The sequence below is a fragment of the Shewanella algicola genome, assembly GCF_014648035.1.
In the GTDB taxonomy this organism is placed as follows: Bacteria; Pseudomonadota; Gammaproteobacteria; order Enterobacterales; family Shewanellaceae; genus Shewanella; species Shewanella algicola.
Genome location: NZ_BMQI01000020.1, coordinates 1 through 25,812 on the forward strand (window position 1 = coordinate 1; position 25,812 = coordinate 25,812).

Genomic DNA, 25,812 nt, shown 5'->3' on the forward strand with positions numbered 1-25,812 from the left:
GATACGTTATACTCTGTATCGAGTGAATACTCACTAATGTCTGTAGGCTAAACATTGGTGCTAATTGCTACAAATAAACAAGGATTCGACCCCCTGTTACCGCCGACTCTTTATAAACCAAAGTGGGCGATGTCCTAAGCTCTATTTCTAGACGAATGGGACACTGTTGATACGTTATACTCTGTATCGAGTGAATACTCATCAATGTCTGTAGGCTAAACATCAATGCTTTTATCTACTTAAAGATTGTTAAGTAAGTGGTGGAGCTACACGGGATCGAACCGTGGACCTCTTCACTGCCAGCGAAGCGCTCTCCCAGCTGAGCTATAACCCCTTTCTTACTTAATGCTTTTGGATATGCAACCAGAATTAACTGACGTCATGTCTCAACTGCGAGGCGCATTCTATGCAGCATACCCAAAAGTGTCAACTCGTTTTTTATGAATTTATTCTATCTGCTACAAATTCAATCGCTTTGGATATTCTTTGTGCAGATCTTTCTTTTCCGATTAAGAACAAGGTTAAATCTAATGCTGGAGACTGACCTGCGCCTGTAACCGCGACGCGTAAAGGCATACCCACTTTACCCATTCCCACATCAAGTTCGGTTGCCGTAGCTTCGATTACTTGGTGAATAGCTTCAACGCTCCAGTCATTCAGCTCAGCTAATTTTTGATTGAATAATGTTAATGGCTCTAATGCAACACCACGGAGATGTTTTTTAGCTTGGGCAGCATCGAACTCAGTAAAGTCTTCATAGAAATAACGACTCGAAGCAGCTAACTCTTTTAAGGTCTTAGCGCGCTCAGATAATGCGGTTACGATATCAGCAAGGGCAGGGCCATTACTGATATCAATGTTTTGATCATCCATATGCCATTGAAGATGAGATGCAACATAAGCTGGATCAAGTGATTTAATATAGTGTTGGTTCAACCAAACTAGCTTATCGGTATTAAATGCAGAAGCCGCTTTGTTAATATCATCTAATTTGAATAGTGTTTTTAACTCTTCCAGTGAAAACACTTCTTGATCGCCATGCGACCAACCTAAACGAACAAGATAGTTTAACAATGCTTCTGGTAAATAACCGTCATCACGGTATTGCATTACGCCAACAGCACCATGGCGTTTAGATAATTTGGCACCATCATCACCTAAAATCATCGATACATGTGCGTATTCAGGAATTGGTGCACCTAGTGCTTTAAGAATATTAATTTGGCGTGGTGTGTTGTTGATATGATCTTCACCACGAACAACACAAGTAATCCCCATATCCCAATCGTCAACGACAACGCAGAAGTTATAGGTTGGCACACCATCGGTACGTTTAATGATTAAATCGTCAAGCATATCATTTGAAATTTCGATACGGCCGCGAACATGGTCGTCAAATACCACGCTACCTTCGATAGGATTTTTGAAACGAATAACAAAGGGCTCGTCAGTATCGCGTGGCGCAAGGTTGCGACAGCAGCCATCATACTTTTGCTGTAAGCCCTGTGCAGCTTGTTCTTCACGCATGCTTTCAATTCGCTCACGTGAGCAATAACATTTATAAGCGGTACCGTTATTCAACATTTGATCAATGATTTCATTGTAACGATCGAAACGTTTAGTTTGGTAATACGGGCCTTCATCCCAGGTTAGTCCTAACCAGTTCATACCATCAAGAATGGCATCGCAGGCTTCTTGAGTTGAACGTTCAATGTCGGTGTCTTCAATGCGAAGCACAAACTCACCATTGTTAGCACGAGCGTGTAACCATGAATAAAGTGCAGTACGGGCACCACCTACATGAAGAAAACCAGTTGGACTTGGAGCAAAACGCGTCTTAGTAGTCATAATCGGACACTAACCTATTTATAAACGTCTAAATAAAGACAAACAAAAAAATGTGGCGCTATTCTAACAGCCAAACTCAGTAGTTGAAATGGTGTGCATTCAAACCTGAGACAGATTTTATTTTTTCTTTGCGGATAAACGTCAAAAATGACTTGTTGTAAGTATCATTGCTATTAAAACATTGTGATGCACAGTAAGGCGTAATAATGACAGTAAATATTGTGTAAACGATGAAAGCGAACTGGTATTTATTTTTGATTATGATTAGGTCAATCTGTTGATTAACAAAGCGTCAAAGCGAACAATTTTAGGCCGACTAGCATTTTTTTAATTAAAAAGCGTTGACAGGTTTTACTTGCCCCCTATAATACGGCCCCACACAGCATGAGGTCGCTTAGCTCAGCTGGGAGAGCACCTCCCTTACAAGGAGGGGGTCACTGGTTCGAGCCCAGTAGCGACCACCATATCTTCATTGATGAAGATATTCTTATGTTGATTACATCCCAGGTCGCTTAGCTCAGCTGGGAGAGCACCTCCCTTACAAGGAGGGGGTCACTGGTTCGAGCCCAGTAGCGACCACCATGTAATCTGATAAAATGATGTGTAGAGTCCCAGGTCGCTTAGCTCAGCTGGGAGAGCACCTCCCTTACAAGGAGGGGGTCACTGGTTCGAGCCCAGTAGCGACCACCATTTCTCTAAAAGAATGTGTTGGACTCATAGTAAAATATCCCAGGTCGCTTAGCTCAGCTGGGAGAGCACCTCCCTTACAAGGAGGGGGTCACTGGTTCGAGCCCAGTAGCGACCACCATATTTTACATGCTTTATAGATTGATATTCCCAGGTCGCTTAGCTCAGCTGGGAGAGCACCTCCCTTACAAGGAGGGGGTCACTGGTTCGAGCCCAGTAGCGACCACCATATCAATTTAATCTATCTGCGTTATATCCCAGGTCGCTTAGCTCAGCTGGGAGAGCACCTCCCTTACAAGGAGGGGGTCACTGGTTCGAGCCCAGTAGCGACCACCATATTACTCGTTTAACTTCTAATTTAATCTCCCTTAAACAGCTGCAATCTTATTTTGATCACTTAATCTTGTTTAGTTTGTTCTAATATTGCTTCTTGCAATCCCATTTTTTTAACTTTCTTGATGTTCGGCCATAAAAAAGCCACTCAAATTGAATGGCTTCTATTAAACTCTGTAAGTTACGACATTAATCCAGTCCTAAAAATCCACCAGTTTGATGTGACCATAGTTGTGAGTAAATGCCATTGGCTTTAATCAATTCTTGATGAGTGCCTTGTTCTACAACTTTGCCTTGATCTAATACAATTAAGCGGTCCATTGCCGCAATCGTCGAGAGTCGATGCGCAATGGCAATAACGGTTTTACCTTCCATTAGCTCGTACAACGACTCTTGAATTGCCGCTTCAACCTCAGAATCGAGCGCCGATGTGGCTTCATCGAGTAACAATATTGGCGCGTTTTTAAGTAACACTCTGGCAATTGCGATACGTTGACGCTGACCACCAGACAACTTAACACCGCGCTCACCTACTTGTGCATCTAAGCCTTTATTTCCAAAGGGATCGGTTAGCGTATCGATAAAATCAAATGCCTGCGCTTGAGTGATAGCAGCCATTAAGCGTTCTTCGCTAGCGTGAGGGTCGCCATACAAAATGTTTTCACGAATAGAGCGATGCAATAATGACGTGTCTTGAGTGACCATACCGATATTGGCGCGCAATGAGTCTTGGGTGACATCGGTTAGGGGTTGATCATCAATAAGAATTTGCCCTTGTTCAACATCATGAAAACGCATTAATAAATTAACTAATGTCGATTTTCCTGCGCCCGAACGGCCGACTAAACCGACTTTCTCTCCAGGCTTAATGTGCAAATCTAATTCATTAATAACGCCTTTTTTCTCACCGTAATGAAAACTCACTTGGTTAAAGTCTATTTTACCTTGATCAACCACAATGTCTTTGGCGTTTGGTTTATCTTCAATCGCAATCGGTTTTGATAAGGTATTCATTCCGTCGGTAACCGTACCAATGTTTTCAAACAGTGAGCTAATTTCCCACATTATCCATTGAGACATACCGTTTAAACGCAGTGCTAAACTCACGGCAATGGCAATGGCACCAACAGTAATCGCGTTATCCGCCCAAAGCCAAATTGATACAGCAGCAATAGTGAATGCCAATAGATAATTAATTATTTGCACTGCAACGTTAATGATTGTCACTAAACGCATTTGGCCGTAAACCGTGTTTAAAAATAAACTCATACTGTCGCGGGCATAATCTGCTTCTTGCTTAGTGTGAGAGAATAATTTCACGGTAGAAATATTGGTATAACTGTCAACAATTCGCCCTGTCATGCTCGAGCGGGCGTCAGCTTGTTGTGCTGAAATCGCTTTTAGTTTTGGCACTAATTTCCACTGGATTGCAATGTAGGCGATTAGCCACACCAGCATAGGTAACATTAAGCGTAAGTCGGCGCTGGCAATCATCACGAGCATTGAGGTGAAGTAAATTAAGATGTACATCAATACATCTAGTAGCTTCATGACCGTTTCACGCACTGCTAATGAGGTTTGCATTACTTTAGTGGCGACACGGCCGGCAAAGTCATCTTGATAAAAGCCAATACTTTGCTTAAGTAAGTAACGATGTGCTTGCCAGCGAATGGCCATGGGATAATTACCCAATAATGTTTGATGCACGATCGAGGCATGCAACCAAACAATAAACGGGATCACAACTAACACAATCACCGACATGCCAATAAGGGTAACGTGTTCGTCTTGCCATAAGGTTTGTGGATTTTTAGTGACTAACCAGTCGACTAGCTTACCCATAAAACCAAATAGTGACACCTCTAATATGGCCAGAATGGCCGTTAAAATTGACATTACAATTAAAGGTTTACCAAAGCCGCGAGTATAATGACGACAAAATGCATATAGGGTTTTAGGCGGCTGCGTCGGCTCTTCTGGCGGTAACGGTTGAGTTAAGGATTCAAAAAATTTAAACATCTAATGCTCTAACATCCATAGTGAGGTTTCTGCTGCTAGGATAACGTATATGCGTCAAATGTAATGCGTTAAATTGTTACCATTAATCTGCTGATGAGCTTATAACGATTCAGTTCCGTTATCCGCTAGTCGCAGCGCAGTCATTTCGGTAAAGTCAGTCGATACGTAAAAAAGCATTTTTTAGCGCAATATTGATCTTATGTTAAGTGTTAACCTGTAATGATACAGGCTCGAGGAGAGAAAATGGTTAACGAGCAATCATTAACAGATTGTCACCTTGCACCACAAGTGTGTCAGCAAGCTCGATTGAGCCGCGATGCTCGCTTTGATGGCCAATTTTTTACCGGCGTGATCACCACCGGTATTTATTGCCGTTCAATTTGCCCCGCGCCAGCGCCGCATGAAAAAAACGTCCGCTATTTTGACTCCGCGATTAAAGCCGCTAATGCAGGGTTGAGACCGTGTTTACGGTGTCGACCCGATAGTGCACCAAGCTCCAATGCTTGGCGCGGCACACAGACCACTCTTAACCGAGCATTAACGTTAATTGAGCAAGGGTACCTTTATGGTGATAACGCCATGCCAGTGACTGAACTTGCTGAAAAATTAGGTATAACGAGTCGTTATTTGAGTCAATTGTTTAATCAACAATTAGGAACGTCGCCAAAACGTTTTGCTCAGTATCAGCAATTGATGTTTGCCAAACAGTTACTGCATCAAACCTCTTTGTCGATGACCGACATTGCCATGGCTGCGGGGTTTAACAGTATTCGGCGTTTTAATGAAGTGTTTCAGCAACACTTACAGCTAACCCCCTCGGCTATCCGTAAGCTGAGTCGCTCCACCATTGCGACGCAAGTGACATGTGATAATCCATTAATGACCGTTAACCCTATTACGTTAACCTTGGCGTATCGGCCACCATTAAATTGGCCCAAAATGTTGCAGTTTTATGCTTTTCGTCAAGTGAAGCATATGGAGGTGATTAATGATAACGGCTATATGCGCAGTTTTTCATTTAATGGTATTAATGGTGTTTTTGCTGCTAAGCACCATCACAATAAACCTCAATTAGATGTGAGCATTTATTTTGTTAATGCTTTAGACATTAAGTACTTACACAAAGTTGTGTTGAAGGTTCGTGCTCTTTTCGATCTTGATGCGGATATGCAGGTCATCGAACAAGCTCTCACCCCAATAACGTCACTCGGTGCTAATATCGATGTCGGCCTTAGGATCCCCGGTACAGCTAATGTGTTTGAAGCAGTATGCCGAGCAGTATTAGGTCAACAAGTAAGCGTGCTACAAGCCACTAAATTACTCAACACCTTAGTACAACACTATGGTGAACCGCTTAGTTTGAATGGTAAAATCTGGCGACTTTTTCCGACACCTAAGGTGATTGCCCAAGCATCACTGGATGAATTAAAAATGCCTGGTGCACGTAAATTGGCCTTAAACGCGCTTGGCACGTATGTTTCTCAATACCCTGAGTCAACTCCGCAAGATTGGTTGTCGGTTAAAGGGATTGGCCCATGGACCGTTGCTTATGCACAAATGCGAGGGTTCAGCGAACCAGACGTGTTTTTAACCACAGATTTAGTGATAAAAAATAGGTTACATGCATTGCATCAATTGGCACAACGTCCGATTGAGTCAACCAAGTCGTATAGCCAAATTGCCAAACACATTAGCGAACAAGTTAGCCCTTGGGGCAGTTATTTAACGTTTCAGTTGTGGGATGAAAATCCCCTTACTTCAATACAAGAATAAAACTATGTCTATACCTCAAGTACAATCGTTTGTGTCTAGCCCTGTGGGTTTACTGTCACTTAAAGCTTCTGAATATGGCCTGACGCATTTGCAAGTTTCTGATTTGGATGAACTTAACCCTGTTGTTGTGATTGAGTCTTCAATTAAGCTCATGCCTGCTACAAATGATGCGTGTTTACAGGCCCAACAACACATCAATGACACCGTGGTGCAATTAACAGAGTATTTTGCCGGCATTAGGCAAACCTTTGATATACCGTTAGCGCCTAAAGGAACCGTGTTTCAGCAACAGGTGTGGCAAGCCTTGCGTGATCTACCGTTTGGCCAGCATTGTAGCTATAGCGATATCGCCAATACGATTGGTAGACCAAAAGCTGTGCGCGCGGTTGGGGCTGCAAATGGTGCCAATCCTATTGCGATTATCGTTCCATGTCATCGGGTGATTGGTAAAGGCGGTAAGCTTACGGGTTATGCTTATGGGTTAGGCATGAAACAATGGTTACTTAACTTAGAGACTGCACAATAAAGTTAGGTAATTTATCTGACTGATGCGCTAAAGTGCGGTAAAATGTCCGATTGTTACCCATTGTTGAGCGCATCTGATCCATGACACAAGCTTCATTAGCTACCACCTTTGCTGAATTTGGTCTGCACACTCCGTTGTTGGCTAGATTGGCCGAGCTTCAATATATACAGCCTACACCAGTACAAGCCCATACCATCCCAAGTATTTTATCTGGCCAAGATTTGTTGGCGGGTGCCAATACGGGCTCGGGTAAAACCGCGGCGTTTGCTTTACCAATATTGCAGCAACTAATGGATCGTAATCGAACCTCATCACCCAAAGGCAACCTTGTGAGCGCTTTAGTATTGGTGCCGACGCGTGAATTGGCCAAACAAGTTGCTGATAGCTTCAAATCTTATGCAGTTCATTTAAATGGTGATATCAAGGTTGTAGCAGCTTTTGGTGGCGTGTCTGTTAATACGCAAATGCTGGCTTTACGTGGCGGTGCTGATGTTGTTGTTGCAACGCCAGGGCGTTTACTCGATTTAATATCATCCAATGCCGTTAAATTGTCTGCTGTTTCAACACTGGTTCTCGATGAAGCAGACAGAATGCTTAGCTTAGGCTTTACTGAAGAACTCGCGCAGTTGATAGCCTTGTTACCGAAGAAAAAACAAACCTTATTGTTTTCTGCCACCTTCCCTGAAGAAGTGCGCCAACTCACTCAGACCTTACTCAATAACCCACTAGAAGTGCAGTTACAAAGCGCCGAGGCCAGCACGTTAGTACAACGAGTCATGACGGTTAATCGCGAGAAAAAAACTGCGTTATTAGCTCACTTACTACAACAGCACCAATGGCGTCAGGTCTTGATTTTTGTGAGTGCAAAAAATGGGTGTAATCATTTAGCGCAAAAATTAGCTAAACGCGGTATTAGTGCTGAGGTGTTTCATGGTGATAAAGCACAAGGTGCGCGAAGCCGGGTACTTGAAAGCTTTAAAGCGGGTGAAATACAGGTGCTGATTGCCACCGACATTGCCGCCCGTGGTTTAGACATTGAAAAACTGCCTGTAGTAATTAATTTTGACTTACCACGCAGTCCAGCAGATTATATGCACCGCATTGGCCGAAGTGGCCGTGCAGGTGAGGTAGGTTTAGCATTGACCTTGTTATCACATGATGAGTATCATCATTTCTCTGTTATTGAAAAAAAGAATAAAATTCGTCTTGAACGTGAACAAGTTAACGGATTTGAAGCCGATGACATTATGCCAGATAATGTCCTAGAACAGCCAAAGCCAGTCGCGAAACCTGAAGGCATGGGAAAAAAAAAGCGTAAGAAATTACCCCCTGTTAATGTAGATATTTGGGCTAAAAAACCAGAGTAGTAGGTATTATGAAACATATTTTTTGGTTAGTAGATGGACAAATCGCAGGGCGAAGTGGTCCAAATAAAGATGCATGGAATTTAGCGGAGTTAAAGCAAGCCGGTTTTGGTGCGATAGCCTCATTAAATAATGCAGAAGGTTGTGACACGGCAGCAATGACACAACTCGGTATTAAACATAAGGTGTTTAATTTACCCGATAACATCCCCCCTAAGCCGCAAGACCTCACCGTATGCGCCGAAGTTTTACCGCAAGTATTAGCCTTTATTCGTGAGTGTGAAAGCGCCAATGTTCCTGTCTTATTACACTGTCGTTCAGGCATAAACCGAACAGAAATGGTCATGGCTTACTATATGATGGAAAACGGTGCAGCTCCGGTTCATGCGGTTAGCCAGGTACGAAATGCCAGTGGTTTAGCATTTGATGCAGATGGCTGGGACCAATTTGTTTATGATGTACTTTACGAGTTACAGTCTGCTTCAAACTAAGCCTGTATCGAGACAAGTCGATCTATAAAGGGAAACATCAAGATAGATAAATCAATTTTATCTATCTTGATGTTTCCCTTTATTTTTGTGTGTTTTTATACTGAGTTGATACCCTCAATAGGCAATTGCTTATATTGTGATCTGCACAGGCTAAAGGCACGTTAAAGTTTGACGATAAATGCTATAGTGCAACAGACAAACGTGTGAACAAGGGGGTACGATGAGTCCAAAAATGAGCAAAGCGAATCAATCGCAAGGTTTATTGCTTTTTAAGTTGAATCACACTCAACAGTTTGCGCTTGGAACCCTAAAGATCCGTGAGTTAGTTCCGTTTACACCACTCACTAAAATTCCTCATTCTCATCCCGCTATTATGGGCGCGGCGACCATTCGCGGCATGACCATTCCTGTTATTGATATGGCAGCAGCTATCGGCTTTAAGCCAATAACTGAACAAGAACGTCAAGACTGTTACATTATCATTACTGACTGCCAACGTAGGGTGATTGGTTTTTTGGTGCGTGCAATCGATAAAATCATTGAGTGTAATTGGCGTAATATTGAGGCGCCTTCAGATAATTTGGGCAAAAATGCCTTTTTAACTGGTGTGACTCGATTTGATGATAATTTAGTGCAATTACTGGATGTGGAATTGTTGTTATCGAAAATATTTCCTGATGACCCAGTGACCAATCGTGCCATTTTGACTGATGTTCAACGTGAAAAACTCAAACCACTGCGAATATTATTGGTTGATGACTCGAAAGTGGCGCGCAAGCAATTGTCTGATGCATTAGACTCGATCAATATCGGTTATCAAGTCACTTCAGATGGCCGAGATGCCCTACAAATGATGCAAGATGCAGCAGAGCGAGGTGAGCCAATAGAACTACTCGTGAGCGACATTGAAATGCCTGGCTTAGATGGTTATGAGTTAGCATTTGAAGTGAAAAATAACCCTCAACTCGCCAATGCTTATATTATTTTGCACACCTCATTATCGAGCGAGATCAGCGTTAGCCAGGCTAAGCAAGTTGGAGCAAATGAAGCATTAACTAAGTTTGATGCCAAGGAGTTGATTGAAGCCATGTTACGCGGCGCTCAAACTAAGCCTCCTGTTTAATAAGCAGTAAAAACATCAATATTTTCTAAAGCATTGAGCTTGCAACATGTTTAACAACTTGATTGCATTTTATATAGAATTGATAAGTCTCTGTTCATTTAAACAACTGTGATTGATTTTTTTTACTCATTTGTTCACAGCACTAGACTTCTTATGTTCCATCCTGATATATAGCTACAAGGCTTTTTTGTACATCGCACTAAGTGATTGCCTTGGCGTTATGCAGTAACGTTACTCTGAAAACAGATTATTTACCTTATGTTGAGTTACATTGTTAACAAGGATGCCAACAACATAAGCGTTTCGAGTAATATTGGTTAATTTGTATCTCTTTTATATTATGACGATAGTTGTTTTATAACGTTTTACAGTTTTAACTACGGCATGACGTTAGAACATCACTAACGAATAAAAAGCCACTAATATAATAATCATAGGTTAAAAAATGAATCAAAAAACATCACTGCTAGCTCGAATCGCTAGTGGAAGCTTAGTGCTACAAATTATTGGCGGGATCATCTTGGGTGTGATTTTAGCCAGCGTTTCAACAACCGGTGCGCACAGTGTGGCATTTTTAGGCTCATTGTTTGTCGGCGCGCTAAAAGCCATTGCGCCTGTGTTGGTATTTGTATTGGTCGCATCATCGATTGCTAACCAAAAGAAAGACAGCCACACCAATATGCGTCCTATTATTGCTTTGTATCTTTTTGGTACATTTGCAGCGGCATTGACGGCAGTTATTTTCAGCTTTGCATTTCCAACAACCCTATTGTTGGCAACCGGCATTGAAGGTTCTAATCCGCCTCAAGGTATTACAGAAGTCCTTAATACATTACTGTTTAAAATTGTTGATAACCCAGTTAATGCATTACTCACAGGAAATTACATTGGTATTTTAGTATGGGGTGCAGGTTTAGGTATTACCATGCATCATGCTAGTGACAGCACTAAACAAATGTTGTCCGATTTAAGTGAGGCCGTTTCTAACATTGTACGTTTTGTGATCCGCTTAGCACCAATCGGTATTTTTGGTTTAGTTGCCGCAACCTTTGCAGAAACCGGTTTTGAAGCGCTTGCAGGTTATGCTCAACTACTTGCCGTCTTAGTGGGCGCAATGTTGTTTATTGCCTTAGTAGTGAACCCGGTTATTGTTTATGTGAAAATTAAACGTAACCCATATCCGCTAGTACTTAAATGCCTACGAGAAAGCGGCGTAACGGCATTTTTTACTCGCTCAAGTGCGGCTAATATTCCGGTAAACATGGCGTTGTGTGAAGAGCTTAAATTACACAAAGACACTTACTCTGTGTCTATCCCATTAGGCGCGACCATCAACATGGGCGGTGCAGCAATTACCATTACCATATTGACACTTGCAGCGGCTCATACTCTTAATATCCCCATCGATTTTATGACAGCACTGTTACTGAGTGTGGTTGCTTCTGTATCGGCTTGTGGTGCTTCGGGTGTCGCGGGTGGATCATTATTATTAATCCCGTTAGCCTGTAGTCTGTTTGGTATTTCTAACGATGTTGCAATGCAAGTTGTGGCTGTTGGCTTCATTATAGGTGTGATTCAAGACTCAGCTGAAACAGCATTAAACAGTTCAACTGACGTTATCTTTACCGCTGCAGCATGTGAAGCGGCTGAGGCAAAAGAGGCGGCTCAAGCAAGTTAAATTGTGCGTCGCACAAAAATGCCGGCCCATAGGCAATCTATGGTGTCGGCATTTTTGTTGTTGGCTTATATCCGCCAAGGTTAGAAAGGATGCTGACTAAAAAAAGTCATTTCTACTTGGGTATATGGGTGTGTAATGGTTAATGATTGCGCGTGTAAATTGAGTCGTTTGCTGGCATTAATTGTTGCTTTATCAGCATAAAACTCATCGCCTAAAATAGGGTGGCCAAGTGCAAGCATGTGCACTCTGAGTTGATGGGTGCGGCCTGTATGCGGTTTGAGCTCCATCAGCGTTGTGTTGGTACGTTGTTCAAGCACACGGAAATAAGTCAGTGCCGCTTTACCTGTCTCGCTGAGCATTTGAAAAGGCGGTGTGTCAGGGTTTGGCCCTAACGCAAAGTTCACTTTACCTTCTAATGCTTGCATATGCCCTTGCACCTCAGCGATATAGACTTTTTTAGCTTGGCGATTTTGAAACTGAGTTTTTAGATGCGACTCCGCTTTTTTGGTGCGAGCAAAAATCATGATGCCTGACGTATCACAATCTAAGCGATGAATTAAAATGGCTTCAGGATAACGTTGCTGTAAGCGAGTGATGGCGGTATCATGGGTGTCTGGTGAGCGTCCTGGATTTGATAACAATCCAGAAGGTTTATTAATCACAATAATATCACGGTCTTTATAGCGGATGTCCAACCAAGGAATTGACGGTGGTCGATAAGTAAAGATGTGCATGGTGAGATTGTCTCTTCAATAAACGCAGGTTTTGCTTGATGGGTTACGCGCGCATACTAACAAAATTTTTTCAGTAACGAAAATAAGATAACTGTAACTTGGTCAATCCGCTGGGATAGCAAGCGGAAACGACAATATACTGTTTGCTTGGTCGGCGATGATTACCTCTGCTTAACTTAAAGGCTGGCTAGCCACAGGCGCAATGACATGCCCCAACGGCTGGTGACTCCTGATGTCACAAAGCGGATTTGATTGTGGCTATCAATGATGTATATCGAAGGTAATGCGGTTGCCCCCCATTGTTGGCTTAAATTGTTGTCATCTGTGGATTGATTGATAACAGCAAATTGGTAATCATTATGCTGCATAAATGCGTTTATGTCGGTATTTGAACCAGAGGCTACGGCCACAGAAATAACGCGATAATCTTGAGTGTTAGCTACGCTATTGACCATAGGCGAGGTGACTTTGCATACCGGGCACCAAGTACCCCAAAAATACACCAAGGTGGCTTTGTTTGTGTCTGTTTGTTGCCGAACATTAAATAAAGACACTTCGCTCCCATCGACTAACTGGCTATTGATAGGAAACGCCAATCCCGTGTGCATGTCTCGCTGTAGATAGCTGGCAACGGCAAACAGTACTGCCGTGAATAGTAATACATCACGCAAAGTTATTAACCAAAAGCGAACAGACGTCAATTTTGTTGTAGCGGTTTTTATAACCCCAATGACCCTGATTGGCATACTAAGCGCTTACTTACTTTTGTTCATGTGGCAAGTATTGGTTGGGTGTTTTGCGGCTGTATATTTTACTGTAAGCCATTAGCTGTGGGTAAAATGTTCTAAAGGCAATTTCGATTTCAACATAAAGCTTATCGACATCGCGGATCGCATGGTCAAATAGTTCTGGTTTAGATAATCGGCGACTGACCCCTTGAATAGCTTGTTCTAAACCTTGTCGCGTTTGGTAACTGCTTAACCAATCTTGTTGAATGATTTTTGGGGCGATAGCCTGCAAGGTGGCAGGTAATTCTTCGGTAGTGTTAAGTTCTTGATAGGCTTTTTGGCAAAAAACATTGAGATCTTGATGATGATACTCTTCCCAATAAAACGCTAAATAATGGTCAAATACTAAATCAATGAGTACAGGCGCGACTCGGCGAGATGATTTGGGGAATTGTTTAAGCAAATCAATAATAATTTCATGACTATCAGTAATCTGATCGATTTGTCGATGCAACCAAATGCCTTGCTGAAGATGTTGAGGGTGATCTTCTATTTTGCCTTTGGCAAAATCACCACACAAATTAGCCACTAAATGAGTATCACTAATATCTGCTAAATGTAAGTGTGCTAAAAAGTTCATATTTTGTGCTTCTAATTTTATTATTTTACAGTATGATACTAGCCGTTTGTAACAAAGCGTTACAAGTTGACAAGCTGTTAGGTTCAATCATAACGCTTTATACACAAATGTCATGGAGTAATGTGTGTAGTGTCGATTGTATATGCTTATCTGTATGAAATTCTGAATAATAAATGCTTAACTTAGGGATCAAGGATGATGAAAAATTGGCTAAAAAAGATATTGGGTAGGCCAACCGCAACCAAAAGAAACAAAGTGCAAATAGACATGCGCTATGAAGTCCATTCGTTTAAATCTGACGACGCGTCAGCGCAAAATACGGTGAACGACGTCAATCACACCGACAGTTATAATCAAACTCCCATAGAAAAGCCGACAAAGTAATCAGTAAACTTGATCTTAACCTGCGCTCGCCATAGACTAGCGGCCGTTTTTATTGTTGAGATTTTACTATGCGCGTTGCAGACTTTTCGTTCGACCTTCCAGATGAGCTTATTGCTCGCTATCCGACTGCACAACGTAATGCGTCGCGTCTACTGACCCTTAATGGTGTAGATGGACAATTAGCCGATAAGCAGTTTACTGACTTACTCGAACTCATTAACCCAGGTGACTTGATGGTGTTTAATAACACTCGAGTGATCCCTGCGCGTTTATTTGGCCAAAAAGCCACCGGCGGTAAGCTTGAGATTTTGGTTGAGCGTATGCTTGATGATAAGCGTATTTTAGCCCACGTTCGCAGTTCAAAGTCACCTAAAGTGGATGCGTTAATCAATTTAGACGCCGGATTTCAAATGAAGATGCTAGCGCGTCATGATGCCTTATTCGAGCTTGAACTGTTGAGTGATAACACGATTTTAGAAGTGCTTGAGCAAGTCGGCCATATGCCACTGCCACCATACATTGACCGTCCGGACGAGGACACTGATAAAGAACGTTATCAAACTGTTTATAACCAGACACCAGGTGCTGTCGCTGCCCCAACGGCAGGATTGCACTTTGACGATGAAATGTTAACGGCCTTAAAAGATAAAGGCGTCAATGTTGCTTTTGTGACTTTACATGTAGGAGCGGGGACATTTCAGCCAGTACGTGTTGATAATGTACTTGAGCATAAAATGCACTCTGAATGGGCTGATGTTCCTCAAGATGTCGTTGACCTTATTGCGCAAACTAAAGCCAATGGAAACCGTGTTGTTGCTGTAGGTACAACGTCAGTTCGCTCACTAGAAAGTGCAGCTCGCGCCTGTGGCGATGCACCGTTAAGTGGTTTTAGCGGCGATACCGATATTTTCATCTACCCTGGTTACCAGTTTAAGATTGTTGATGCGATGGTCACTAATTTTCATTTACCGGAATCAACGTTAATCATGCTATTAAGTGCGTTTGCTGGCTATGATGAGGTCATGGCGGCATATCAACACGCGATTGCACAAAAATACCGCTTTTTTAGCTACGGCGATGCCATGTTTGTGACGAAAAAAGCCCCCTAATAGCTGAAATTGATTTACAATACCCGACAACAAACGCCCGCTAACAGTGGGCGTTTTGATGTTTTAATGTGTTCTTAACCTTGAAGCATTAAAATTCGCCCTCATTACTATATAAACTAAACAAGTCAGACTGTTTATCTGGCAAGGTGATTTATGAAATTTGAATTAGATACAACAGATGGTCGTGCACGTCGCGGACGTTTGATATTTGACCGTGGTACGGTAGAAACACCAGCATTTATGCCCGTGGGAACTTACGGTACCGTTAAAGGGATGACGCCTGAAGAAGTGCGTGCTACTGGTGCAGACATTTTATTGGGTAATACTTTCCATTTATGGTTACGCCCAGGTGAAGAAATCATGCGTAAGCATGGTGACTTACATGACTTTATGAACTGGCAACGTCCTATTTTGACTGATTCAGGTGGATTTCAGGTGTTTAGCTTAGGCGACATTCGTAAAATCACCGAAGAAGGCGTGCATTTTCGTTCACCCATCAATGGTGAGAAAATCTTTTTAGATCCAGAAAAGTCAATGCAGATCCAGGATTCACTGGGTTCTGATGTTGTGATGATTTTTGACGAATGTACACCATACCCAGCAACACATGACGAAGCACGTAAATCAATGCAGATGTCATTACGTTGGGCAAAACGTTCGCGTGATGAGTTTGATCGTTTAGAAAATCCAAACTCACTGTTTGGCATTATCCAGGGCGGTGTTTACGAAGACTTGCGCGATGAAAGTGTTAAAGGGTTAGTAGACATTGGCTTTGATGGTTATGCCGTTGGTGGTTTAGCTGTTGGCGAGCCTAAAGAAGATATGCACCGCATTTTAGAGCACGTTTGTCCGCAAATTCCTGCTGATAAACCGCGTTATTTAATGGGTGTGGGTAAACCAGAAGATTTAGTTGAAGGTGTGCGTCGTGGCGTTGATATGTTCGACTGTGTTATGCCAACCCGTAACGCTCGTAACGGCCATTTATTTACCAGCGAAGGGGTAATTAAAATCCGTAATGCGCGTCATCGTGATGACACTTCACCATTAGACGCTAAGTGTGATTGTTATACCTGTAAAAACTATTCACGCGCTTATTTATACCATTTAGATCGTTGTAATGAGATTCTAGGTGCGCGTTTAAACACCATTCACAACTTACGTTACTACCAAATGTTAATGGAAGGTTTGCGCGGCGCAATTCAGACAGGTACATTAGACGCCTTTGTGAAGGAGTTCTATACCAGTCTTGGTCGTGAAGTACCTGAGTTAGTCGATTAATTTTAGCAAATAAGAAGAGAGAACTATGTTAATTTCAAATGCTTATGCAAGCCCAATGGGTGGCGCTGCCGGTGGCGAAACCATGCAGTTAATTTTTATGCTTGTCATGTTCGGGTTAATTTTTTACTTCATGATTTTCCGTCCTCAATCAAAGCGTGTTAAAGAACACAAAAACTTGATGGCATCGATTTCAAAAGGTGATGAAGTATTAACCAGTGGTGGTATTTTAGGTAAAGTGACCAAAATCAGTGAAGAAAGTGATTACGTGTTACTTGCTATCAACGATAACAACCAAATTACTATTAAAAAGGACTACATCGCCGCGGTATTACCTAAAGGTTCTATCCAGTCGTTATAAGCCAAGAGGGCTATGGTGTGTTAAATAAATACCCAATGTGGAAAAACATCATGGTGGTGCTTATCATCGCCATTGGTGGTTTTTATGCCATACCGAACCTGTTTGGTGAAGACCATGCAGTGCAGATTGTGGCGACTCGTGGTGCTGAAGTAAATGCGTCAACTCAAGCCAATGTAGTGCAAATGTTAGAAGGCAAAGGTATTGCGATTAAGCGTGCTGAGCTTGAAAACGGACAATTGTTAGTTCGGGTACAAGATGCCGAACAACAATTATTGGCTAAAGAAGCCATTGCAGAACAACTTGGGCAAAAATTTACGGTAGCACTTAACCTTGCACCAGCAACCCCTGAATGGCTTGAAGCTGTTGGTGGGTCGCCAATGAAGTTAGGTCTAGATTTACGTGGTGGTGTTCACTTCTTGATGGAAGTGGACATGGGCGAAGCGATCCGCAAAATGGAAGAAGCCAAAGTGGCTGACTTTCGTAGCCAACTGCGTGAAGAAAAAATTCGTTACGCTGGTGTTCGCAAAACCCCTAAAGGTATAGCGATTAAGTTTCGTGATGCTGACACAGTTAGCCAAGCTGAAAACTACTTAAAAACGCGCAGTAATGACATGGTCTATACCGATGCAAGCACTGATAAAGAGTTTGTATTGCTAGCGACAATGAGTGATGTATACCTTAAGCAAATTAAGGAAGAAGCTTTACAGCAGAACATCACGACCATTCGTAACCGTGTTAACGAGTTAGGTGTTGCTGAGCCTGTAGTACAACGACAAGGCGCTGAGCGCATTATTGTTGAACTGCCAGGTGTGCAAGACACTGCACGAGCAAAAGAGATTCTAGGTGCAACAGCATCGATTGAGTTTCGTATGGTTGACGACAAAGCAGACGTCAGCGCCGCGGCCAGTGGCCGTGTACCCGCTGGTGCTGAAGTTTATCAACGCCGTGAAGGTGGTATTGCGGTATTGAAAAAAGAAGTGATGTTAACCGGTGACCATATCACTGGCGCGCAGCCTACTTTTGATGAATACAGCCGACCACAAGTAGCGATTAATCTTGACGCGAAAGGCGGCACGATTTTCTCGAACGTAACCAAAGACAATATTGGTAAACCAATGGCAACATTGTTTATCGAATATAAAGACAGCGGCCAACGTAATCCTGATGGCACCGTTAAAATGACCAAGATTGAAGAGGTTATTTCGGTTGCGACTATTCAAGCCCGTTTAGGCCGTAATTTTGTGATTACCGGTCTTGAACATAGCGAAGCACAAAGCCTAGCGTTATTACTCCGTGCTGGTGCGCTTATTGCGCCGGTAACGATTGTAGAAGAACGCACTATTGGTCCTAGCCTAGGTAAAGAGAACATTGAAAACGGTGTTCAAGCAATGGTATGGGGCATGGTTGTTGTGCTTGTTTTCATGATGATTTACTACCGTGCATTTGGCTTTATTGCCAACCTAGCATTGTTAGCAAACTTAATCATGGTTGTAGGCGTAATGTCGATGATCCCTGGCGCGGTGTTAACACTACCTGGTATTGCTGGCATGGTGTTAACTGTTGGTATGGCTGTTGACGGGAACGTACTTATTTTTGAACGTATTCGTGAAGAAATTTTAGGTGGTCGTAGCGTACAACAAGCGATTCATGAAGGTTATGGTAATGCGTTCTCAACCATTGCCGATGCTAACATCACTACCTTTATGACTGCGTTAATCCTGTTTGCTGTGGGTACCGGTGCGGTGAAAGGTTTTGCTGTTACCTTAATGATAGGTATCGCGACTTCGATGTTTACAGCCATTGTTGGCACACGCTCTATCGTGAATGCGATTTGGGGTGGTAAGCGCGTTAAGTCATTGTCTATCTAAGGGAGAAGTTGGATATGTTTCAGATATTTTCAGTAAAGAAGACCGTCAACTTCCTTCGTCATGCAATGCCTATCAGTATTATGTCGATGGTCTTGGTGATTGCCTCTTTTGTGTCGCTTGGCGTGCAAGGCATTAACTGGGGTCTAGACTTTACCGGTGGTACAGTAGTTGAAATGGAGTTTTCAGCTCCTGTCGACTTAAACGTACTTCGTGCAACTATGACATCGGACGAAGCTGAAGGTGCTGTTGTACAGAACTTTGGTTCTAGCCGCGATGTTTTAGTGCGTTTACCTGTAAGAAGCGAGCTGAAAAGTGACGCTCAAGTAGAGGCGGTATTAACCGCGGCTCAATCAATTGATGCTGGCGTAGTACAAAAACGTGTTGAGTTTGTTGGCCCACAAGTGGGTAAAGAATTAGCAGAGCAGGGCGGCCTAGCGGTTATTGTTGCCTTAATTTGTATTCTTATCTACGTTTCATTTCGTTTCGAATGGCGCTTGGCTGCAGGTTCTGTAGCGGCACTTGCTCACGATGTGATTGTGACTTTAGGGGTGTTCTCGGTATTACAGTTGGAGTTTGACTTAACTGTTTTAGCGGGTTTGTTAACGGTTGTCGGTTACTCACTTAACGATACCATCGTTGTGTATGACCGTATTCGTGAAAACTTCCTTAAAATGCGTAAAGGTACGCCTGAAGAAATTGTGAATACCTCAATTACTCAAACCATGAGCCGTACGGTGATTACTACCGGTACGACCTTGATTACCGTGATTGCGTTGTTCCTGAAAGGTGGCACCATGATCCATGGCTTTGCAACAGCATTGCTACTGGGTATTTTTGTGGGTACGTACTCATCTATTTATGTGGCGAGTTATTTAGCCATTAAATTGGGTATTAACCGTGAGCATATGCTACCTGTAGAGATTGAAAAAGAAGGCGCTGATCAACCTTCTATGATGCCTTAAAACCCATTGTAGATAGCCTTAATAATAAACCCCAGCATTGCTGGGGTTTATTATTTGGGTCATAGGCGTTTATTGAAATTATTGTTGCTGTTGGATGTGTCGCTCACACGCTTTAAGCACGGTTGAGTACCATGGCACATCGACATCAATAATTAATGCTTCCCAGCCATCTGTGCTGAGTATGTCAATTGATGTTATTGACAATATCTTGGTCGTCTTCGCTTTAGCGTTAACTCTAAACGTACCAATATCGGTATCAATACGACTGATACTAATACTTGATGCTGCTTGTTGCTTGCTCATCATTTAAAGAACCTGTTTTTTTATTAACCCGCTTTTATTTGTACGACAGGAGCAGGGGCTTTGTCTGCTTGAGGGGCATATACCCCAGTGCCCGTCATCGCGATATAGTTAATATTTTGGCTTATCATCTTACTGCCAACATCCTTTGATGTTTCTGGGCGGCTAATTAAATAACCTTGAATGCAATCAATACCCAGTTTTTTAACTAATTCAAATTGCGGTGCGGTTTCAACACCTTCAGCAACGATTTTAAGGTCGAGGGTTTTACCTAAGCCACTGATAGAGTTTAAAATCTTTTCATACTTGGGATTAATATTAGCTTGGTCGATAAACAGTTTATCAATTTTAATGACATCAACAGGCAAATTGGCTAAGGTTGATAAAGAACTAAAACCTGTCCCAAAATCGTCAATGGCAATCAGCACGCCTGATTCGCGCAGTTTTTCTAAGTCAGCAATCACTTTTTCTGAGGCTTCAATGAAACACGTTTCGGTGATTTCGAGTAACAATGCTTTAGGAGGTAATCCCACTTTGATGATAGTGTCCATCACCCAGTCATACAGTGGTATATGCGATAACTGTACTCCTGATATATTGACTGAGATCCGCACTTTGTTCATACCCGCGTTGTACCAAGCCGCCATTTGACGACAAGCTTCTAATAAAATCCAATTACCTAACTCTAAAATTAAGTTTGAATCTTCAGCAATAGGAATAAATTCGGCAGGAGGGATAGAACCTTCAATCGGATGATGCCAGCGAACGAGGCACTCAAAATAATCGATACTAAAATCGTTCACATTAACGATGGGTTGAAACGACAAACTAAAACTATTGCTTGTCATTGCCAAGCGCATTTCTTCGAGTAAGTAATGATAGCGGCGCATTTTATTGCCCATTTCAGGCGAATAAACACGATAAATACCGCGTCCGTCGGTTTTTGCACGGTACATCGCCACATCAGCCATTTGTAATAGTGTGTTAGGGTTTGCGGCGCTGTCGGGATAAACCGCAATACCGATACTGGCACCAATTTTAATTAATTTGTTGCCGAGAACAAAATCGCCTTCAATTTCTTGCAATACATTTTGTGCGACTTCGATGGCTAAATTATCATCATTGAGATTTTCAATAAAAATGGAAAATTCATCACCCCCAAGTCGCGACAAGTTTAACTCTAACCCTAACGAAGCGGCCAAGTGACTGAGTTTACGGTTGCGGACTACCGTTGTAAGGCGCTGGGCTACTTGAATCAATACTTCATCGCCAAAACTGTGGCCAAATGAATCATTCACTTGTTTAAAACCATCAAGGTCAATAAATAACAGAGCTTGTCTTTTCTTTAATGCTTGTGCTTGCTCTAACTGCGATTGTAAATGATGTAAATAGGCATGGCGGTCAATCAACCCAGTGAGTTTGTCTTGATGTTGGCTAATAAAGTTTTTATGTTGTTGGTCATTTATTTGTTTATTGAGCTCTATCAGAGCCAAGCTCAGTTTCGAAATGGTATTTTGCTGCTCAATATTAGGCGGTGTGGTATTAAAGGCTGCTAATAGCTTATTGGTTTCGTTGTTGACCACCTCAAGTGAAGCATCGAGGTTTTTCTTTTGTCTACGGGTAATATAAAAAGGCATGCCTATGGCAAAGCCGCCTAATAACAATAATGGCAAATTACTAAATAACATCACGTTGCTAAGGATGTGATTTAAGCTAACCGCATTTAATTGAAATCCAGCTTTTGATAACACGGCATAGGTGTTTTGCTCATCTTCAACGATATCGTAATGTAATAACCAATTAGCCCAGTGGTTGTCTAATTGCACCACATCTCGTTGATCGAGTTGTTGTAAATTAACGTTGCTGTTGTCGCGATTAAACGCATGTAGGCTCTGACTCAGTGTTAATATCACTAAAAGGTATAATCCGACTAATAAACCGCAAGCAACTAAGATGACTTTGGATATTCGCATTATGTAAGCTCTTCATTGTCAGTAGATTAGACGGAGGAGGAGAACTGTATCGCATGAACCTAGCAATAATAGGCCTCTGTTTTATTGTACAGTGTAGTGTAAATGTTGTTGTTAAACAATTCGCTATACATTTGTTTAACAGAAATTATTGTTTCTTAAATAACCATACTTGATTGATTTTAGAGTGAGTTTTGGATAGCCGTCCTGCGGCATCACCTTGCTCTTTTGCTGGTTAGTCGGGCAGATTCTAGCAATGTGTATCAACACTGAGTAAACTGGGTAAACAGTGGTGATACACCTTAATATCTGGCCAGTGTGTTTATGCTAAGTGTAATGTAATCAAATAATCTGCCTGGCCATTTTCTGATGAAGTAAATTCTCCGTGGCCAATATAGTCTAGCAAATTGTCTGTTCCTGAACCTTGTACAACCGTAAATTGACTTTGTGCGACACCTTGAGAAAATGTGCCATTATGCAATAACACAATGGTGCCCGCGATTTCAGGAGTGGTTATCGTTAAGTGTTCAATACCCGTAAATGCAGCTTTAGTGTCTTGTTGGTGCGACATAACATATCTAATGTCTGCTACACCAGAAACATCCCCCGAGTAGCTTTGGCTAATCTCTGCAATAGTTTGTTTGCTGCCATCATGATGTTCAGCATAGGCTGACTCATTCCACGCTGTAATTTGAAATACACCCTTTAAGACAATTTTACTCATTTAGGATCCTGTTATTTATCAATAATAGTTAACTAAGGTAATCATTATTTATGAATAATGTCCAATTTATAAACAGTGCTCGACAGATTTTGGTTGAGGCAGTAGGATGAAACAAATTTGCCAGCAAGAGCAATGCAGTAGGATAACCCATGCAACAACGAAAAGTATTACTAGCCGGTGGTAATTTGTTACAGGCTCACACATGGAAAGGGCTGCTGGAAACCAGCGGAATAGATGTTGATCTTAAAGGCGAAGCGCTGATTGGTGGCGTGGGTGGCCTGCCAATAGAAATGCAGACCGTTGAGCTGTGGGTTATGGACAGTCAGCTCGCTGCCGCTCAAGCCTTACTCGACTCTCTCGATATAGAACAACCTCAATGGCAATGCATGCAATGCCATGAAATGAATGAAGGCAGCTTTGAATTATGCTGGCATTGCAGCGCACAAAAAAGTGAAATGCATAACGCGTAATGTGTCGTAAAACTGAATAATATCTCGAGAATAATGCCTTTAAACACTTGTATAAGTTTATTATTTTCTTAAACTATTTGATAAACCTTTTTATCGGTTATGGCATATTTAGTTGCCACAACACCGTGGCGTTATCTTATTTAAGGACTCGTTATGCAAGCATCTCCAGCCTTTGCCAGTCTAGTTGAATCTGTCATCCCCCATATTAGGTTATTGACCATCGAAGAATATCAACAACAAGACCAATGGCAACTTATCGATGTACGTGAAGACAATGAGTGGCTCCAAGGCCATTTACCCAAAGCCAAGCATTTGAGCAGAGGCATTATTGAACGTGATATTGAGCAACGTTTCCCAGACAAAACTGTACCTATTTTACTTTATTGTGGCGCAGGCCAGCGTGCAGCATTAGCCGCGTATAATTTACAAGTTATGGGGTACACCCAGGTTGCATCTATGATCGGCGGTTATCGCGCTTGGATCCAACATCAATTTCCTATCGTGCAAGACTGAGAACTCAATGCAATATTTTCCGCTGTTTGTTGATACCCAGGGATTACGAGTTTTACTCGTAGGCGCTGGTGAGGTTGCTTCACGTAAGCTCGACTTATTAGCACGTACTGACGCTGTTATCCATGTCATTGCCCCAGACATTGCCGCCGATATTGATACTTATCACCAACAAGGGCGCATTCGCTTATCTCGTCGTCCGGTCACCCAAGATGATATTGCCGATATTGACATTGTCTATTTAGCCACCGCGAATGAGCAGCTGAATATGGACTTTGCTGATATCGCCAATGAGCGTGGTATTTGGGTTAATGTTGTTGATAATCCAGGGTATTGCCGATTTATCACCCCATCAATTGTGGACCGAGGCCGTTTAGTTGTGGCGATTAGCACTGCTGGTGCAGCGCCAGTGTTTGCCAGAACAATTCGCTCTCGATTAGAAACCATGTTACCGGCATCGTTAGCACCATTGTTTGACTTTGTGGCCAGTAAACGTGAAGAAGTTCAGCAAAGCTTAGCCGGCGTTAAAGATCGTCGACTATTTTGGGAACGTTTTTTTAACAGCAACCAAGATAGGTTCGATAACCTTACCGAGCAGCGCTATGCAGATGCTTTTAAAGATATGACACGCCAAGGTGAAATACTGTTACTGACTGAGCATACACCCGCAAATTTATTACCGATAGCAGCGATGCCATTACTGCAAAAGCTTGATGTCATTTTCAGTGATGAGCCACTTAATAGTGAGATTAACGAGCTTTTACGCCGAGATGCTAATCGAACTCAGATCCCTAAACTCAGTGATATCGCCAATCAATATGAACAAGGCGATCGCGTGTTAATAGTGGCTGCGCCAGATAAAATATCTCAACTCATTGCCTATTTTCCAATGGCAAAGCATTTACGTCCGGGCGCGTTATAGCTCATACCAATTCCACTAATTATCTGGTCATTCAGCGGGAGTTCTGTGTCTTCTAGGCAAGTAATAGGATTGTAGGCATAGTTGTTCTCGGCAACTGCTCCTGCGTTGCTCTACATTCTGCATCCATGCAGTCGTACGTCAAAAATTCTATTAAGCAGTATAGAAGGCACAGAAACCCGCCTTGCAGGAGGCGCTCAGACTGTCCATTTCTTTGTTGCATTGTCTTATAAGGGAATAACCATTATTTCAACAATGCGCCTAAAACTGGACAGTCTGAGTGACTCTGATTGGTCACATAATTAATGGAAGTGGTATCATATCCGCTCTAGCAACTAACACGCCGAGTGTACTTTGTAGTAGACTCGGTTTTTTATGTCTATCGAGATCCCCAATGGCCGCTAAAGCTACTGTATTTAAAGTTGCACTCCAAATTGCCGACATGGACCGCCACTATTACGCCGATCATGCGTTGACTCTGGCGCAACACCCTTCTGAAACAGATACCCGTATGATGGTACGTTTATTGGCTTTTGCATTGAATGCATCGGATACCTTGGCTTTTAGTAAAGGTTTGTGTGTTGATGATGAAGCTGAGCTGTGGGACAAAAGTTTAAGTGATGAAATTAACGTGTGGGTTGAGTTTGGCCAGGCGGATGAAAAATGGTTACGCAAAGCCAGTGGTCGCGCTAAGCAAGTTATTTTATATACTTATGGTGGGCGTAGTGTGCCAATTTGGTGGCAGCAAAATCAACAAGCATTAAGTCGGTATGATAACTTGTCGGTGGTTAACTTTCCTGAAGACGCCGTAAAGCAGCTTGCGGTATTTGTGACTCGTAATATGGCGCTTCAAGTCAGTATCAGTGAAGGACAGGTATGGTTATCTGACAATGAGAATAGTGTGTTAATAGAGCCAGAAAACTTAAAGTCAGTGTAGCTAATATCAAGTAGCTAATATCAATTTGAGAGTTTGCTGAATATAAAAGGTATACCCGCTAGCACATTGGCTACCATGT

General features: G+C 42.3%; 24 protein-coding genes and 7 tRNA genes. 22 read left to right on the top strand and 9 right to left on the bottom strand.

Annotated elements, in window-relative coordinates:
- Positions 1-258: 258 nt before the first annotated feature.
- A tRNA-Ala gene (locus IEY42_RS10195) sits at positions 259-334 on the bottom strand.
- Between the two features lie 104 nt (positions 335-438).
- On the bottom strand, positions 439-1,848 hold the full coding sequence (gene gltX / locus IEY42_RS10200) for a glutamate--tRNA ligase (protein WP_188925135.1): 1,410 nt from the start codon (positions 1,846-1,848) through the stop codon (positions 439-441).
- 388 nt (positions 1,849-2,236) lie between these two features.
- Between gltX and IEY42_RS10205 the strand changes: the two genes are divergently transcribed.
- The 6 genes from IEY42_RS10205 (at position 2,237) to IEY42_RS10230 (ending at position 2,871) form a co-directional block, all read left to right on the top strand.
- Positions 2,237-2,312: transfer RNA gene (locus IEY42_RS10205), tRNA-Val, on the top strand.
- A 42-nt stretch (positions 2,313-2,354) separates the two neighbouring features.
- Positions 2,355-2,430, top strand: a tRNA-Val gene (locus tag IEY42_RS10210).
- A gap of 32 nt (positions 2,431-2,462) precedes the next feature.
- Positions 2,463-2,538 (top strand) — tRNA-Val (locus tag IEY42_RS10215).
- Positions 2,539-2,580: 42 nt separating this feature from the next.
- Positions 2,581-2,656, top strand: a tRNA-Val gene (locus tag IEY42_RS10220).
- Positions 2,657-2,688: 32 nt separating this feature from the next.
- Positions 2,689-2,764, top strand: a tRNA-Val gene (locus tag IEY42_RS10225).
- Between the two features lie 31 nt (positions 2,765-2,795).
- Positions 2,796-2,871: transfer RNA gene (locus tag IEY42_RS10230), tRNA-Val, on the top strand.
- Between the two features lie 186 nt (positions 2,872-3,057).
- Here IEY42_RS10230 and IEY42_RS10235 read toward each other — a convergent pair.
- Positions 3,058-4,887 carry an ABC transporter ATP-binding protein gene (locus tag IEY42_RS10235; protein WP_188925136.1) on the bottom strand — a complete coding sequence of 610 codons (1,830 nt, stop codon included), beginning with the start codon at positions 4,885-4,887 and terminating at the stop codon, positions 3,058-3,060.
- 243 nt (positions 4,888-5,130) lie between these two features.
- Between IEY42_RS10235 and IEY42_RS10240 the strand changes: the two genes are divergently transcribed.
- The 6 genes from IEY42_RS10240 to sstT all read left to right on the top strand — a co-directional run bounded on the left by IEY42_RS10240 (position 5,131) and on the right by sstT (position 11,842).
- A complete protein-coding gene (locus tag IEY42_RS10240; RefSeq protein ID WP_188925137.1) occupies positions 5,131-6,660 on the top strand; it encodes a DNA-3-methyladenine glycosylase 2 family protein in 1,530 nt (509 codons plus the stop codon).
- Positions 6,661-6,664: 4 nt separating this feature from the next.
- Positions 6,665-7,186: a methylated-DNA--[protein]-cysteine S-methyltransferase gene (locus tag IEY42_RS10245; protein ID WP_229780008.1), complete on the top strand. Its 522-nt coding sequence runs from the start codon at positions 6,665-6,667 to the stop codon at positions 7,184-7,186.
- Between the two features lie 80 nt (positions 7,187-7,266).
- Positions 7,267-8,553: a DEAD/DEAH box helicase gene (locus tag IEY42_RS10250; RefSeq protein ID WP_188925139.1), complete on the top strand. Its 1,287-nt coding sequence runs from the start codon at positions 7,267-7,269 to the stop codon at positions 8,551-8,553.
- Between the two features lie 8 nt (positions 8,554-8,561).
- Positions 8,562-9,041, top strand: a complete 480-nt coding sequence (locus tag IEY42_RS10255; protein ID WP_188925140.1) for a protein-tyrosine phosphatase family protein — start codon at positions 8,562-8,564, stop codon at positions 9,039-9,041.
- Positions 9,042-9,261: 220 nt separating this feature from the next.
- A complete protein-coding gene (locus IEY42_RS10260; RefSeq protein WP_188925141.1) occupies positions 9,262-10,164 on the top strand; it encodes a chemotaxis protein CheV in 903 nt (300 codons plus the stop codon).
- Positions 10,165-10,609: 445 nt separating this feature from the next.
- On the top strand, positions 10,610-11,842 hold the full coding sequence (gene sstT, locus IEY42_RS10265) for a serine/threonine transporter SstT (protein WP_188925142.1): 1,233 nt from the start codon (positions 10,610-10,612) through the stop codon (positions 11,840-11,842).
- An 80-nt stretch (positions 11,843-11,922) separates the two neighbouring features.
- Here sstT and IEY42_RS10270 read toward each other — a convergent pair whose 3' ends face one another.
- From IEY42_RS10270 to IEY42_RS10280, 3 genes are all read right to left on the bottom strand, one after another.
- Positions 11,923-12,576 carry an RluA family pseudouridine synthase gene (locus IEY42_RS10270; RefSeq protein ID WP_188925143.1) on the bottom strand — a complete coding sequence of 218 codons (654 nt, stop codon included), beginning with the start codon at positions 12,574-12,576 and terminating at the stop codon, positions 11,923-11,925.
- Positions 12,577-12,752: 176 nt separating this feature from the next.
- A complete protein-coding gene (locus IEY42_RS10275) occupies positions 12,753-13,247 on the bottom strand; it encodes a protein disulfide oxidoreductase (protein WP_229780009.1) in 495 nt (164 codons plus the stop codon).
- Between the two features lie 88 nt (positions 13,248-13,335).
- A complete protein-coding gene (locus IEY42_RS10280) occupies positions 13,336-13,944 on the bottom strand; it encodes an acyl carrier protein phosphodiesterase (protein ID WP_188925145.1) in 609 nt (202 codons plus the stop codon).
- A gap of 195 nt (positions 13,945-14,139) precedes the next feature.
- On the opposite strand from IEY42_RS10280, the gene IEY42_RS10285 reads away from it, so the two are divergent.
- The 6 genes from IEY42_RS10285 to secF all read left to right on the top strand — a co-directional run bounded on the left by IEY42_RS10285 (position 14,140) and on the right by secF (position 19,903).
- The gene (locus IEY42_RS10285) at positions 14,140-14,328 is read left to right on the top strand and encodes a hypothetical protein (protein WP_188925146.1); all 189 of its coding nucleotides are present in this window, start codon (positions 14,140-14,142) and stop codon (positions 14,326-14,328) included.
- Between the two features lie 68 nt (positions 14,329-14,396).
- Entirely contained in the window at positions 14,397-15,437 is a 1,041-nt protein-coding gene (queA, locus tag IEY42_RS10290) for a tRNA preQ1(34) S-adenosylmethionine ribosyltransferase-isomerase QueA (protein ID WP_188925147.1), read from the top strand.
- A 153-nt stretch (positions 15,438-15,590) separates the two neighbouring features.
- Positions 15,591-16,715: a tRNA guanosine(34) transglycosylase Tgt gene (gene tgt, locus IEY42_RS10295; protein WP_188925148.1), complete on the top strand. Its 1,125-nt coding sequence runs from the start codon at positions 15,591-15,593 to the stop codon at positions 16,713-16,715.
- A gap of 25 nt (positions 16,716-16,740) precedes the next feature.
- On the top strand, positions 16,741-17,073 hold the full coding sequence (gene yajC, locus IEY42_RS10300; RefSeq protein WP_160055628.1) for a preprotein translocase subunit YajC: 333 nt from the start codon (positions 16,741-16,743) through the stop codon (positions 17,071-17,073).
- 17 nt (positions 17,074-17,090) lie between these two features.
- Entirely contained in the window at positions 17,091-18,941 is a 1,851-nt protein-coding gene (gene secD / locus IEY42_RS10305; protein WP_188925149.1) for a protein translocase subunit SecD, read from the top strand.
- Positions 18,942-18,955: 14 nt separating this feature from the next.
- Positions 18,956-19,903, top strand: coding sequence for a protein translocase subunit SecF (gene secF, locus IEY42_RS10310; protein ID WP_188925150.1), 948 nt, complete (start codon positions 18,956-18,958; stop codon positions 19,901-19,903).
- Between the two features lie 78 nt (positions 19,904-19,981).
- Here secF and IEY42_RS10315 read toward each other — a convergent pair whose 3' ends face one another.
- From IEY42_RS10315 to IEY42_RS10325, 3 genes are all read right to left on the bottom strand, one after another.
- Positions 19,982-20,209, bottom strand: coding sequence for a hypothetical protein (locus IEY42_RS10315; protein ID WP_188925151.1), 228 nt, complete (start codon positions 20,207-20,209; stop codon positions 19,982-19,984).
- 20 nt (positions 20,210-20,229) lie between these two features.
- Positions 20,230-22,176, bottom strand: coding sequence for a putative bifunctional diguanylate cyclase/phosphodiesterase (locus IEY42_RS10320; protein WP_188925152.1), 1,947 nt, complete (start codon positions 22,174-22,176; stop codon positions 20,230-20,232).
- 319 nt (positions 22,177-22,495) lie between these two features.
- Positions 22,496-22,897, bottom strand: a complete 402-nt coding sequence (locus IEY42_RS10325; protein WP_188925153.1) for a DUF3224 domain-containing protein — start codon at positions 22,895-22,897, stop codon at positions 22,496-22,498.
- A gap of 149 nt (positions 22,898-23,046) precedes the next feature.
- On the opposite strand from IEY42_RS10325, the gene IEY42_RS10330 reads away from it, so the two are divergent.
- The 4 genes from IEY42_RS10330 (at position 23,047) to IEY42_RS10345 (ending at position 25,733) form a co-directional block, all read left to right on the top strand.
- Positions 23,047-23,367, top strand: coding sequence for a putative signal transducing protein (locus IEY42_RS10330; protein ID WP_188921266.1), 321 nt, complete (start codon positions 23,047-23,049; stop codon positions 23,365-23,367).
- Positions 23,368-23,520: 153 nt separating this feature from the next.
- A complete protein-coding gene (locus tag IEY42_RS10335; RefSeq protein ID WP_188925154.1) occupies positions 23,521-23,880 on the top strand; it encodes a rhodanese-like domain-containing protein in 360 nt (119 codons plus the stop codon).
- 7 nt (positions 23,881-23,887) lie between these two features.
- On the top strand, positions 23,888-24,799 hold the full coding sequence (locus tag IEY42_RS10340) for a precorrin-2 dehydrogenase/sirohydrochlorin ferrochelatase family protein (protein ID WP_188925155.1): 912 nt from the start codon (positions 23,888-23,890) through the stop codon (positions 24,797-24,799).
- 391 nt (positions 24,800-25,190) lie between these two features.
- On the top strand, positions 25,191-25,733 hold the full coding sequence (locus IEY42_RS10345) for a YaeQ family protein (RefSeq protein ID WP_188925156.1): 543 nt from the start codon (positions 25,191-25,193) through the stop codon (positions 25,731-25,733).
- Positions 25,734-25,812 lie beyond the last annotated feature (79 nt).